12 protein-coding genes are annotated in these 12,574 nt (G+C 65.9%); 7 read left to right on the plus strand and 5 right to left on the minus strand.

The window, feature by feature from the left end:
- The first annotated feature begins 6 nt into the window (after positions 1-6).
- Entirely contained in the window at positions 7-873 is an 867-nt protein-coding gene (locus H7F53_RS03160; RefSeq protein ID WP_185678023.1) for an N-acyl amino acid synthase FeeM domain-containing protein, read from the plus strand.
- Positions 874-966: 93 nt separating this feature from the next.
- On the opposite strand, the gene H7F53_RS03165 is transcribed toward H7F53_RS03160, so the two are convergent.
- The 5 genes from H7F53_RS03165 to H7F53_RS03185 all read right to left on the minus strand — a co-directional run bounded on the left by H7F53_RS03165 (position 967) and on the right by H7F53_RS03185 (position 5,941).
- Positions 967-1,617 (minus strand): FxDxF family PEP-CTERM protein, encoded by a 651-nt coding sequence (locus tag H7F53_RS03165; RefSeq protein WP_185678024.1) that lies wholly within the window; start codon positions 1,615-1,617, stop codon positions 967-969.
- Between the two features lie 250 nt (positions 1,618-1,867).
- Positions 1,868-2,695, minus strand: coding sequence for a CpsD/CapB family tyrosine-protein kinase (locus H7F53_RS03170; protein WP_185678025.1), 828 nt, complete (start codon positions 2,693-2,695; stop codon positions 1,868-1,870).
- The gene (locus H7F53_RS03175; RefSeq protein ID WP_185678026.1) at positions 2,677-4,134 is read right to left on the minus strand and encodes a Wzz/FepE/Etk N-terminal domain-containing protein; all 1,458 of its coding nucleotides are present in this window, start codon (positions 4,132-4,134) and stop codon (positions 2,677-2,679) included. Before H7F53_RS03175 ends, H7F53_RS03170 begins: the two co-directional genes overlap by 19 nt.
- Positions 4,131-5,306 (minus strand): hypothetical protein, encoded by a 1,176-nt coding sequence (locus H7F53_RS03180; protein WP_185678027.1) that lies wholly within the window; start codon positions 5,304-5,306, stop codon positions 4,131-4,133. Before H7F53_RS03180 ends, H7F53_RS03175 begins: the two co-directional genes overlap by 4 nt.
- A gap of 44 nt (positions 5,307-5,350) precedes the next feature.
- A complete protein-coding gene (locus H7F53_RS03185) occupies positions 5,351-5,941 on the minus strand; it encodes a polysaccharide biosynthesis/export family protein (RefSeq protein WP_185678028.1) in 591 nt (196 codons plus the stop codon).
- A gap of 164 nt (positions 5,942-6,105) precedes the next feature.
- Here H7F53_RS03185 and H7F53_RS03190 point away from each other — a divergent pair, with 164 nt between their 5' ends.
- The 6 genes from H7F53_RS03190 (at position 6,106) to H7F53_RS03215 (ending at position 12,514) form a co-directional block, all read left to right on the plus strand.
- Positions 6,106-7,626 (plus strand): tetratricopeptide repeat protein, encoded by a 1,521-nt coding sequence (locus H7F53_RS03190; protein WP_185678029.1) that lies wholly within the window; start codon positions 6,106-6,108, stop codon positions 7,624-7,626.
- The gene (locus H7F53_RS03195; protein WP_185678030.1) at positions 7,623-8,381 is read left to right on the plus strand and encodes a WecB/TagA/CpsF family glycosyltransferase; all 759 of its coding nucleotides are present in this window, start codon (positions 7,623-7,625) and stop codon (positions 8,379-8,381) included. The genes H7F53_RS03190 and H7F53_RS03195 overlap by 4 nt, the downstream gene beginning before the upstream one ends.
- A 197-nt stretch (positions 8,382-8,578) precedes the next feature.
- The gene (locus H7F53_RS03200; protein ID WP_185678031.1) at positions 8,579-8,956 is read left to right on the plus strand and encodes a GtrA family protein; all 378 of its coding nucleotides are present in this window, start codon (positions 8,579-8,581) and stop codon (positions 8,954-8,956) included.
- Positions 8,953-10,515, plus strand: coding sequence for a hypothetical protein (locus H7F53_RS03205; RefSeq protein WP_185678032.1), 1,563 nt, complete (start codon positions 8,953-8,955; stop codon positions 10,513-10,515). The genes H7F53_RS03200 and H7F53_RS03205 overlap by 4 nt, the downstream gene beginning before the upstream one ends.
- Complete coding sequence (locus H7F53_RS03210) at positions 10,515-11,450, plus strand: glycosyltransferase family 2 protein (protein WP_185678033.1); 936 nt, start codon at positions 10,515-10,517, stop codon at positions 11,448-11,450. The genes H7F53_RS03205 and H7F53_RS03210 overlap by 1 nt, the downstream gene beginning before the upstream one ends.
- Before the next feature lie 191 nt (positions 11,451-11,641).
- Positions 11,642-12,514, plus strand: coding sequence for a PEPxxWA-CTERM sorting domain-containing protein (locus H7F53_RS03215; protein ID WP_185678034.1), 873 nt, complete (start codon positions 11,642-11,644; stop codon positions 12,512-12,514).
- Positions 12,515-12,574 lie beyond the last annotated feature (60 nt).

Raw genomic sequence — 12,574 nt, forward strand, 5'->3', positions numbered from 1 at the left:
GCAGTCATGGAACATCCGCTGTCCAAACTCGCGCGCCGCTTCCGGTCGATCAGCGATGTGGGGCTCCACACCTTCGACCTGCCGGATCGCGAAGACGCCAGCGTCGAGAAGACCATCACCGTCCGTCTTGCCGACGTGGAAGGAGAACGCAACACCGCCACGGCTCTGATCAAGCGAAAGTACAGCAGCCGCGGCTACGGGGCGCACCACAAGGTACCCAACCGCAGCAACGCCGTGACCTTCACGGCCTCTACGAACGGCAATCTGATCGGGACTTTAAGCCTGACCGTGGATTCGCCGCTGGGTCTGGCCTGCGACAAGACCTTCAAGGCCGAACTGGATGCCTATCGGGCTGTCCCCGGCGCCAAGCTGTGCGAACTCACCCGCTTCGCCTTCGACACGTCGCGGCCGTCGCTGCATCTGCTGGCGTCACTGTTCCACATCATCTTCATCTACGGCACCCACCACTACAACTGCACCGACCTGTTCATCGAGGTCGCTGCGCGTCATCGCCGGTTCTACCAGGCGATGTTGGGGTTCAAGCCGGCCGCCGAGCCGCGGGTGAATGATGCTGTAGGGGTCACCTCGCACCTCATGGTGCTCAAGGTCGCTGACATCCGGCGCATGATCGACGAGCACAAGCGCGATCCGAAGGCGGCCGGGCACTCGCTCTACGTCTATTTCTTTTCGCGTCAGGAAGAACTGGGCATTTATCAGCGGCTGGCCAGCCCGCTGGCGGAGCCGGCCGCCCATTCACGGTGGCGGCACGGGGCCAGACCGTCGGGCGCCGCGGAGGATCCGGCTGTACCGGGCTGGCGCCGCCGGCGCGAGCTGCGGCGCAATCGGCCTGTACTGCATACTTCCCCGGCTTGACCGCGGGACCGGATCAGGTCCTAAGTCCAGACCCCAAAACGACAACGGCGGCCAAATTGGCCGCCGTTGCGTTTCAATCCGAGCTTTGTGAGCTCAGAAGGCGAAGCGAACCTTCGGGTGCGCACGGCCCTGGCGGCGCATGGCGAAACCGACGGCGCCGAAGCCCAGCAGCATCATCGCCCAGGTGGCCGGCTCGGGGACCGAGGTGGCGTCAAGGGTGCCCGAGTAGGCGCCGCCGTTCGAGGTGCCACCGAGAGTGATCACGTAGAAGTTGGCGGGATCGAGCTGAACGGTGTTGACCTGAACGCCGCTGGTGCCAGAGGCGATCGCGCTGTAGGTCGCGAGCGGGCCACCGGCCATGGCGGCCGACAGAGCGGTGAACACACCGGGGGTGGCAGCAGCGCCATTGATGAAGGCATTGCCGAGCAGCGCGGTCAGACCGGCGTCGAGAGCGTAGGCGGTCACCGAAGAAGCGGCCACCGAGAGCGACACGGTCGAGCTACGGGTCACCGAGGCCTGGCCGTCGCCAACGCCCAGGAAGGTCGGGGCGAAGAAGAAGCGATCCGAGAACGTCCCGGTGCTGGGGGTGTTGGACAGAACCGCCGACACCGAGGTCGCCGTGGCATCGGCCACAAAGAAGCTCGAGTTGACGGCCGCGGTCTGGCCGAGAATGAAATCGGCTGCATAGGCCGGAGCGGCCGAGACGCTCGCGATCGCGGCGGTGGCGAGAAGTAGACGCTTCATGGTAATCCCCTTGTGATGTGCCGTGACGTTGGCAAGCGCATTTACCGAGACGGATTTTTACACGATTCGGATTCGTTAAGAAAGCCTCAATTTCGCATTGCACCATTTTAGGACAGGTGCTGATGAGCCGATTAAAATCACCCAAATTCAGATGTTTGGGTGTGGCACGCTGAGGGTCAAAATTCGATCCGAATTGCAATCAATTGTGCACAACCACACGCCTGATGCCAGCCTGCCGCTGGGCCCGCCGCTAGGAATAGTAGCTGTCGTACGCCTTCGATCCGTAGCCGTAGCCGTAGCCGTAGGCTTCCATGAAGCCGCCACTGTAGCGGTTCATGATCGCGCCGATGCAGGGCGACGGCTGCAGCATCTGCAGCGTGTCCTGTACCTGCTTGCGGGTCGTGTGGCCGCTGTCGATGACAGTGAAGAAGCCGTCCAGCTTCTGGATCGCGATCATGGTGTCGTCGTTGGCGAACACCGGCGGCAGATCGCACAGGATGATCGCCGGGCCGGAGATGGCCCGGAACGCATCGATCAGATCACTGAACTGCTGCCCGGTCAGCAATTCGGCCGAGTGCCCCGAGATGGCAGCGGTCGGGAACACCACCAGGCTTGAATCGCCGATCCGCTGACCCATCGCCGCGAGGTCCGGGCTGGTCCCGTCGAGAAAGTCGGACAAGCCATATTCGAACTGCAGGCCGAGCTCGTTGCCGATCGAGCCCCGCCGAAGATCGAGATCGATCAGATAGACCGGCTGCTCGGCCACGCGCGAAAGGGCGGCGGCAAGGTTGAGCGAAACGAACGACTTGCCCGCGTTGGGGGTGGCAGAGGTGATCCCGACCATCCGCGCCTTGCGCGCCGCGATGCGCTTCGAGATCTGCGTGCGCAACAGATTGAAGGGGCGCGCTCGTGGATCGCGGCTGTTGAAGGCCACAATTCCATGACGGTCGAGCACCTCCGGTTCGAGCTCAACGACCGGATAACTCTCCAGCGGCGGAAGAACGATGCCGGCAGGTGCGCCCGGCTTGGATGCAGAATTGGACATGCCGATAACCTCGTTCAGCGCTTGCGCGGCCACAGCCGCGCCAGCAGGCCGCCCTTGCGCGGCTGATTCTTGATGCCGGGGCGCACTTCGGTGATCACCGGGATCATGGCGAGCGGCGGGCTCCCGACCAACGCTGCGAGCGAGCCGGGATCGCGGATCGGGCGGAGCAGAAACTCGAGCGCGAAGGCCAGGACCAGACCCACCGCAAGTCCGCCCGCGATTCCGCCGACCGAGATCAGCAGACGATCGGGCCAGACCGGCGTATCCGGAACCACCGGCGGATCGACCACGCTGAGCTTCTCGCCCATCTGTTCGTCTTCGGCGCGCTGTCCGGCCCGGGCGGCCAGCAGCTTGGAGGACACGTCCTTGTACTGGTCGTTGAGCCCGGCCAGCACACTCTGTAGGTCGGCGATCTGGGTCTGGATCAGCGGCGCGCGGGCCTGGGCGCTGCGCGCGCTCGACATCTGCGACAGCTCTTGGGCCTTCGCCGCCCGCAGCGCGGCGATCTGAGAATTGTTGAAGGCGATCTGCTGGTCGATCTGGTCAAGCGGCAGCTTGCGGGTGTTGCCCTTGGCCAGTTCGCGGGCCTCTGCCAAGCGCTGCTTGGCGATCACCACGTCCGGATGGCTTTCGTTGTAGACCGCACGCGCTGCGGCAAGAGCCTGCTCCGCGGCCGCCACCACCGGGTCGCGCACGTCCGACGTGCGCGCCACGTCGCGCTGTGAGATCAGCTGCGCCGTGTCGCGCTGGAGGGCCGCAATCTGGACGTCATAGCTCCCGGCGCCGCTGCCCACCATCATCATGCCGCCGTTGGCCAGCACGGCCCCGTTCTGCGCATTGATGGCCGCGATCTTGCCCTGGACCTCGTTGATCTGGGTCTGCAGCCCCTTGGCCTGTTCCGTCAGGAACTCGACCCGGCGGGTGGCCGCCTCGCTGTTGCCCGTGGCATCCAGTTCGACGATGCGCTGCATCAGATCCTGCGTCACGGCCTGGGCCGGGGCGGCTTCGCCGTAATCGAACGAGAGCTTGAACGCGATGGTGCGATTCTGCGGGCTGGAGGCGCCCTGATCGCTCCCGGTCGGCGACAGCGAGATCGCATCGCGCATGGTCTCGATCACTTCCGACAGCGGCTTGCGCTTGCGCAGATCCTGATACAGCCCATGCTTTTCGATCAGCGCGATCAGGTCGGGGCGGCTCGTCACGCGCTCGCTGATCCGGGCGATGCGGCGATCGATCACCTCGCCGCTGTCAGCGCCGAGCATGGCGCCCAGCTGGGGCGACTGGACCAGCATCAGGGCCGAGGCCCGATAGGTCGGTGGGATCAGCAGAGCCGCGAGGACGGCACCGATGATGCCCAGCACGGTCGGAATGATGATCAGCCAGCGGCGTTGCCAGAGGATCGCCGGGACGTGGGCAAGAAACTCGCCGCCGCCATCGGTCTGGTTATCGTCGAAAACAAGGGGACCGTTCACAAGATGGCTCCGAAGGAATAGCGCAGGCTGCCGAGCAGCCGGACGTTGTCGAACGATCGCCCAAAATTATGAATTCGAGCATAACTTGGCGTCAGGTCAAACGACAGACGTCGATTTATCGAGTGCGCCCAGGTCGCGGACGCATTGTAGAGCTGGGACGATGGAACAGCCAGAGGCCCGTTCATGCCAGCCGAGTTGCCATTGTAAGCGAGGTTCAGGCGGAAGTTGTCCCGCTCAGCCAGTCGCTTGGTGTAGCTGATCGCGACGCTGCTGAGGGTCTGGATTCCTCCCAGAACAGTGGGCTGGGCGGTCCGGGCCGCAGACAGGCACAGGCTGCCGCGCTCTTCCAACCTGCAGAAGTTGAGCGTTCCGGCCAATTGGGTGGTCCGGACTTTGCCGGCCAGACCGAGATCGCTTTCGGTGAACGTGACACCGCCACTGGCGTTGATCGTCAGGCGCGGACTGAGTGTCAGCCGAATGCCCAACGTTGGCGACACTATGGAACCATCGCCAAGCGGGGTCCGGAGGAAATTGGATCGCCCGTAGGTCACGTTGGCAGTGACCGCCAGCCGCGTCGACAACGTGCGGGAATAGCTGAGGCCAAGATTGACGAAGCTGAAGTCCCGGCCGATCAAGGCCGAAGCCTTTGACTGTGAACCTGTGGCCGTGACGGTCAGCTCGTCCAGCGGGCTCAGCCGGGCCGACATGCCGAGGTTTGCTGTTGCCGTTTCGGTCCGCACCCGGTTGCCGATCAGCGACACGTCGGGCAGGGGGCCGGTGATCGGAGGCAAGGCCGTATCGGGCGAGGGAAGGGCGACATTGCCGAACCCGATGCCGTTGAGCACGCTGGAAAAGCGTCCGCTCGCGAACATGTTGACGTAGGACGAGGGCCGATAGATCAGCTCCCCGCCCGCATTCGCGCTGGTTTCGGAGCCGTTTGACGCTTTCGAGAAGCGCCGTGCCATCAGGTCGGCATCCACCCTGAAGGTCGTGCGTCCACTGGAGGTGCGCAGGAAAGGCGTGGCCCGGATGCTCCCGGCCACGTCCGCCTCGCGGTTTTCCACCAGGAACGGCCTGGAATCTGCCAGAACTTCGGCACCGATCCCGACCCCTGCCTGCGTTTCAGCGAGAGCCGGCGATGCCGCTACCAGCACCGAGGGAACCAGCACCATGGCCGTGGCGTGCACCGGTCGTCCCGGCAAGTGATTGACCCTGCTCATGGGACGATGATCGTGTCGCCGCTCTCGATCCGCTGCACGTTGGCGCGGCGCAGATCGTCATCGCCGGCCCCGGACTTGAACAGCTGCGAGAGACGGAACTTGAGGGTGGTCTGCTGGTCGCCGTTGCGACGGATCACCAGGATCGAGTCCATGTTGGCGAACTCGGCGGGACCGCCGGCCAATGTGATCGCATCGAGGATCGTCGCGTAATAGCCCGGCATGTAGGTGCCGGGCGCCTTGACCTTGCCCACCACGGCGAAGCGGGTGCCGGTCGGATTCTTCACCGATACGGTCACCTGCGGCACCTGGCCGCGATACTGGTCCTTGAGCCGCTCGGAAATCATCGTTTCCAGTTCGGAGGGCAGCTTGCCCTGGGCGTTGATCTGGCCGACGAGCGGAAAGGCGAAGGTCCCGTCGGGCAGGACCTTGACCAGCCGCTGGAGCCGTTCCTCGCCCCAGACATAGATTTCGACATCGTCGCCGGCGCTGATCCGGTAGGGGGGAGTCAACTGGCTTGCCGCTGTTTCGGTCGTGGTGCCCCGTGCACGCTGGGCCTCTGCCGGCACCGCATTGATAAAGCAGGCCATAGTCAGACAAACTGCCAGCCGCTTGGTCCGCTGCGACAAACTCATAAAAGTCCCTTTCCAAGGCAGTCGACTATGTGCCCGGCGCCGCTATAAGGACGTCCATGACCGGTTGGAAGCATATTTACCGTGAATTGTCGTTACTTGGACCGGTTGCATTCGTTTTGGTGAGTGCTTTTGCGGTAACTGGCTGCTCGGACGGGATCGAAGCGGCCAATGCCCAGGGGGCCGAAGCCCAGGCGCTGTTGGACGCGGGCGATCTGGTCTCTGCGCGAAAGACCATCACCGCTGCCATCGCCAAGCGTGACGACATCGTCGCGCTTCACCTGTTGCGGGCGCGGATCGAGGAGCGGGCGGGATCGGCGGCAGGAGCCTTCAGCGCCTACAATGCGGCGCTGGCGCTGGATTCGACGAACGGCGAGGCGCTGGCCGGGGTGGCTCGCCTCGGCATGCAGTTGGGCTATGTGCGCGAGTCCGAAAGCGCCGCCAACCGCATTCTCGCGCTGGATCCGCGGGCTCCGATCGGACTGCTGTTCAAGGGTCTCAGCAACCTCCTGTCGCACCGTTTCGAGGCCGCTGTCACCAATGCCGACGCGATCCTCGAACAGTCACCCAACGATGAGAATGCCCTGATCCTGAAATCCCGGGCCTTGTCCCTGCTGGGCAAGTCCGACGAGGCCTTTGCGGTGATCGAACAGGCGCGCACCTCGGAGCAGGATCCGCTGGGCATTGTCCTGACCAAGCTGGAACTCCACCGCTATCGCGGAAATGGCGCGGATATGGTGCCCCTGCTGGAGCAGGCCCGCCGCTTGGCGCCCGATCGCGCCGAGTATGACGTCGACGAGGCCGATACCCTCTACAAGCTGGGCAAGGCCGCCGAAGCCCGTTCGATCATCGTGGCCCGGCTGCTCGACGCCAAAACCGACGGCAAGACCGCGCACGGGCTGACCGCGCTCTGGGCCGAGTACGATCGCCAGCCGCTCGATGCCGCGGCGATGGAGCGGATCGCGCGGGACGCGCCGCTGCCGGCGCGGCTGGCCGTGGCCCGGCACTTTCTCGAGCAGGCGGACCCAGTGCGGGCGATCGCCACCCTGGCCAATTCCCCCTACATCAATGACGTCATCGCTCTGCGCGCGCGCGCCATGGTGGCGCAAGGCAATCTCAAGGACAGCATGGTCCAGGTCGACCAGATCCTCGCCAAGGACCGGACCCACTGCGATGCCTTGCTGGCCAAGGCCGCGGCCCTGGCCCGCGTCGGCCGCTTCGACGGTGTCGTGCCGCTCAGCAATCTGGCAGCCAACACATGCCCGCAGCAGCCAGTCGCCTATGTGCTCCTGGCGCAAGCCAACGAGGCGCTGGGCAACAAGGCCGGCAGCCTGATCGCATTCCGGGACGGGTTTGACCGCAATGGGCAGGATTCTGCTCTGGCCCGCACCTATAGTGCCTGGCTGGAGCGGTCCGGCCAGTCCACCCGGGCGGTCAGCATCGTCCGACGTCTGACCCACAATGCCCCTTCACTGCTGAGTGGATGGAAGCTCTACGTCGAGCTGTGCACGCGATATCCGGCCGAGAACTGTCGGGCGGACGCGCTGGCCGGGCAGACCGCCGCGCGCACCCAGTTCGGCGTTGATCCACGGACCGACGAGATGCCGGTCACCGGCCTGTTCGGCCGTCTTTCCCGGCGGTGACAGGCTTGACCGAACCTGCCCGCCTGCCCTTCCTCGGGCTGTCGTTCGACGACATCGACCCGGCCGCAGCCCACCAATGGATCCTGGCCCATGCCGGCGATCGCCCGTTCCGGTTCGTGGTCACCCCGAACGTCGATCACATGGTGCGGCTGCATCGTGACGCCGATCCGGCGCTCTGGGAGATCTACCGCGGGGCCGATCTGCTGCTGTGCGACAGCCGGATTCTGGCCGCGCTCGCTCGGCGCAGCGGAATCGAACTGCCGGTGGTGGCGGGAAGCGATCTCACCGCCTTGCTGCTCGGCCAGCCACTTCCCGATGGCTTGCGGATCGCGCTGATCGGCGGCGACGCGGGGCAGCGGCGCTGGCTCGAGGCCGCGCAACCGGGCATCCGCATCGACCAGTTCGAGCCGCCGATGCAACTCCGCCGCAAGCCGGAAGCCCAGCTGGCCACGGCCGAGTTCATCGAGGCGCACCAACCCGACATCACCCTGTTCACGGTCGGGGCACCCCAGAGCGAAATCGTCGCCCATCTGGTCAAGCAGCGGGGAATGGCCGGCGGCGTGGCGCTGTGCGTGGGGGCCTCGCTTGAGTTCCTCACCGGCGAGAAGCGCCGCGCTCCGCGCTGGATGCAGCAGCTCAGCCTGGAATGGGCGTTCCGGCTGGGCAGTGAGCCTCGCCGGCTGTGGCGCCGCTATCTGGTCGAGGGGCCGGCGATCTTCGCGATCTGGTGGCGCTGGCGCAGGCAGCGCGATTAGCACGGGCCAGGTCCGGCCCGACGGCGCGGGGCATCGCCGCGGGGATGATCGTCCGCCGGTCGCCGGCAGATTGATGGTTAATGGTGATGAAGCGTTGAGATTTATCCGCTAAAGGCCAGCCATGACCGCAAGTGGCCAGTGGTCCAGGGCGATTTCCGGGCGCTGCATCGGGGATTTTTGAACAGGAGCGCGTTGCGGTGTTCTGGCAGCTTGTCCGTTTCGGGATATCCGGCCTGGCCCTCACGGCGCTCGTGTCCGGGCTCTATGGTCTCCAGATCACGGCGCTCGGCCTCGCGCCCGCGCTGGCCCTGACCACGGCGACGATCATCGCTTCGGTCATCGGGTACTTCGTGCACGGCCATTTCAGTTTCCGGGCGCATGGCTCGCGGGATGCCCCGGCCCGGCGCTTTTCCCGCTTCCTGATCGGCAATGGGCTGGGATACGGCCTCAACCTGGCCTTCGTGGTGCTGTTTGTCGACGTGCTGCACTGGCCGCGGTGGACCCCCACACTGGGGTTCTTCTTCGTCACCCCGCTTGTCTCCTTTTTCCTCAATCGTCGGTGGGTCTACGCATGACAACGGCTGCGCTCTCCCCATCGGCATCGGCGTCGGCACCGCCGGGTTGGCGCCAGGCGCTCCTGATCCTGTGCGGGGTCGTGGCCCTGGTCTGGCCGGCGATGATCAATGGCGGGGCTTTCTTCTTCCCCGATACCGGAACCTATCTGCGCTCGGCCGACGCCGCCGTGGGCGAGCTGACCGGCTTGCGGTCGGTCTGGTCGGACCGCAAGGACGCCGTCGTCGCCGGGGTTACCGGCGATCCGGCGGTGACATCTGCAGCGCCCCCCAAGCCTGCCGCCCATGCTCCGCGGTCTGCCGTGGACACGCCCGGAAAGGCTGTGCCCGCGGCCAATCACCCCATCCTGCTGGGACGATCGATCTACTACGGGCTGGCCATCTATCCGGCGATGATCGCCTGGGGCAGCCTGGGCGTCGCCCTGTTGCAGGCCGCGCTGGCCATGATCGCGCTGTGGATCGCCGTGGTCGCGTTCGGCTCCCCGCGCGAACGGGCCCCCACCCACGCGTTGATCATCGCCGTGGCGCTGGCCGCACTGACCAGCCTGCCGTTCTTCGTCTCGCTGATCATGCCGGACCTGTTTGCCGGGGTTTCGATCCTGCTGTGCACCGCCGCCGTGGCCGGCTGGAGCCGGCTCGTCACGGTCGAGCGGCTGATCCTGAGCGCCCTGCTGATGTTCTGCGCGATGACGCACAGCTCGCACGTGCTCCTGCTGCTGGCCCTGACCGGGGTGGGCGCGGTGATGTGGCTCGGTTTCGCGCTGGTGCCGGGGCCGGTGGTGGCCTTGTTCGGACTGGCGGCGGTGGCCGGTCTGGCGGGCGAACAGCTGTTCGTCGCCAGCGTCAACCACCGCCTTGGGGTGCAACCGGTGCGCCCTCCGTTCCTGACCGCGCGCCTGATCGCCGACGGCCCCGGTTACGCGATGCTGCGCGCGCGCTGCCCGCAGGTGCAGCTCGTGGCCTGCCGCTACCTGAACCGCATGCCGGCCGACAGCGACGCCTTCCTCTGGAGCCCCGATCCCCGTGAAGGGGTGTGGTCGGCCGAGCCGATCAGCGTCCAGATCGCCATGGCACGCGAGGACCGGCGGTTCGTGGTCGAGACGCTGCGTTTCGCCGCCGCGCCGGTTGCCGCGTCCACCGCGCGGGCCGTCGCCCACCAGATCGGGCTGACCAGGCTCAACATCTTCAACCAAGCTGCCAACGCGGGAAGCGGCCTGTCGAGCAGCCTGCCCGAGCCACTGGCCTCCGAGGTGCGCGACAGCCGCTATGCCCATCGGACGATGCCGGTCGCTCCCACGGAGTGGGCCAACCGCGTGGCGGCTGCCCTCGCGGCGCTTGTGGCGGGCCTTGTCGCGGCGGGCCGAATCCTCCCTGCGAGCGGGCGCAGCCTGCGGGTTGCCGCTGGCTTCGTGCTCGGGGCCATCCTGCTCAACGCCGCGATTACCGGCGCCTTGTCCAAGCCGCACGACCGCTACAACGTGCGCGTCCTGTGGGCGCTGGATGTGGTGGCCGCAGCCTTGCTGATCAACAGTGTGTCCCGGCGTCAGAGGATCCGCCCCTAATGCCTGCCCCAGAGCCCGCGAAGATCGCCGTCCTCCTGCCTGCCTACAATGAGGAAGCGGCCATCGCCCAGACGGTGGCGGCCTTCCGGCAGGCGCTGCCGGCCGCCGAGATCTATGTCTACGACAACCGCAGCACCGACCGGACCGCCGAGATTGCCGCCGCGGCCGGCGCGATCGTGCGGAGCGAGACGCTGCGCGGCAAGGGCAGCGTGGTGCGGCGCATGTTCGCCGATGTCGATGCCGACTACTTCGTCATGGCCGATGGCGACTGCACCTATGACGCCGCCGCGGCGCCCGTGATGGTCGAGCGGTGCCGGGCCGAGTGCCTCGACATGGTGGTCGGCTGCCGGGTGAGCCAGGACGAGGCCGCCTACCGGTCCGGCCACCGCTTCGGCAACCGGCTGCTGACCACGATCCTCAGCTACTTCTTCGGGCGCAGCTTCACCGATATCCTGTCCGGCTACCGGGTCTTCTCACGGCGCTTCGTGAAAACCTTCCCGGCCTTTGCCGCCGGCTTCGAGATCGAGACCGAGATCAGCGTCCATGCCCTGCGCATGCGCATGCCGGTGGCCGAGGTCGAAACCGCCTATTTCGCCCGGCCCGAAGGGTCGAGTTCCAAGCTCTCGACCTACCGGGACGGCGTGCGGATCCTGTCGACGATCCTCAACCTCGTGCGGCTTGAGCGGCCGCTGCTGTTCTTCGGGCTGATTGCCGCGTTCCTCGCGATCGTCGCCGTCCTGCTGGCGATCCCTCTGGTCAATACCTATCTCGCGACCGGTCTGGTGCCGCGGTTGCCGACGGCTGTCCTGAGCGCGAGCCTGACCGTTCTCGCCGCTCTTGTCGGCTTTACCGGCCTCATACTCGATACGGTGGTCCGCGGTCGCCGCGAAGTGCTGCGGATGCATTATCTTTCGCTGCCCGACCGGCGCGGCTGAGGATTGCCCTCATCCCGCCGGGGCCGGCGTCGAATAGCGGGCAGCGCGGTCCGTTTCATTTCGGTACATCCCGCGAATCCCTCGGTTCGGCCGGTTGACGCTGCAGTGCAATAAGGGGTAACCTCTAGGCAAGTGGAAGTGGATGTCGCCCGGCTGCGGTCGGGCGGTTCTGCCGTACAGGATAGGCACCGATGATGAAGCTGTTGTTCAAGGCCGTCGCAACGCTGGCGCTCGCCGTTTCCGGCGCAACCGCGGCCCATGCCGTGACCTTCTTCAGCAACTACAACTTCAGCTTCAACTCGTCCTGGGTGGTCAGCAGCAGCACCGGGGTGGGCAATTCGATCACGTTCCGCTCGACCACCGATCCGCTCCTGCGGGTCAAGGCGACGGCGTGGAGCATCGACCGGGGCACGACAGCCAGCAACACCGATGACATCGTCACGGCCGCTACCCTGCGCTTCTGGAGCGGCGGGCTGGGTGTCCAGAACATCTACGAGGCCAACACCTCGCCCAACCACTCGATCGACAACGGGGTCGATTCGACCACGGTCAACGGGAACACCGTCGCCAAGAACATGGTCGATTTCGTGCTCCTGCAGTTCAACTACGACGTTGACATCAACACCATGGGCACGGGCTGGGTGTCGGGGGATTCGGATGCCTCGCTCCGCGTCGGCGCTGGTCCCACCAGCAATCCGGCGAACTGGGCGAACACCCCGGCGCTGAACAATCGCCCCGTCATCGGCAACACGACCGGCGTGGAACTGAGCGATTTCGTCCAGGTGAACACGACCGCTGCCGGAATGAACCCGACGGCCAACGGCACCCCCAGCACCCGCAATGTGAACGGTGACAACCAGGACGGCATGATCTGGCTGATCGGCGCCCTGTACGGCACCGAGAGCAATGACTTCTTCAAGCTCAACGCGCTGGGTGTGACCGTCTTCCCGACCATCCCCGAGCCGTCGACCTGGATGACCCTGATCCTCGGCTTTGGCTTCATCGGCTGGTCGATGCGCCGCGCCGCGTCGCGCGCATCGACCACGGTGCTCGGCGCCGCCTGACGCGCCCGGCGCCGTCCTGACCGGGCGGCGACCTTCGGGTCGGACCAAATCCGGCACGCC

Source organism: Novosphingobium piscinae (genome assembly GCF_014230355.1).
Classification (GTDB): Bacteria; Pseudomonadota; Alphaproteobacteria; order Sphingomonadales; family Sphingomonadaceae; genus Novosphingobium; species Novosphingobium piscinae.

Excerpts from the sequence above, each read along its gene's own strand:
- H7F53_RS03160 (WP_185678023.1), top strand. The coding sequence starts at position 7 with ATGGAACATCCGCTGTCCAAACTCGCGCGCCGCTTCCGGTCGATCAGC.
- H7F53_RS03165 (WP_185678024.1), bottom strand. The coding sequence starts at position 1,617 with ATGAAGCGTCTACTTCTCGCCACCGCCGCGATCGCGAGCGTCTCGGCC.
- H7F53_RS03180 (WP_185678027.1), bottom strand. The coding sequence starts at position 5,306 with ATGGTGCTGGTTCCCTCGGTGCTGGTAGCGGCATCGCCGGCTCTCGCT.
- H7F53_RS03185 (WP_185678028.1), bottom strand. The coding sequence starts at position 5,941 with ATGGCCTGCTTTATCAATGCGGTGCCGGCAGAGGCCCAGCGTGCACGG.
- H7F53_RS03205 (WP_185678032.1), top strand. The coding sequence starts at position 8,953 with ATGACAACGGCTGCGCTCTCCCCATCGGCATCGGCGTCGGCACCGCCG.
- H7F53_RS03210 (WP_185678033.1), top strand. The coding sequence starts at position 10,515 with ATGCCTGCCCCAGAGCCCGCGAAGATCGCCGTCCTCCTGCCTGCCTAC.
- H7F53_RS03215 (WP_185678034.1), top strand. The coding sequence starts at position 11,642 with ATGATGAAGCTGTTGTTCAAGGCCGTCGCAACGCTGGCGCTCGCCGTT.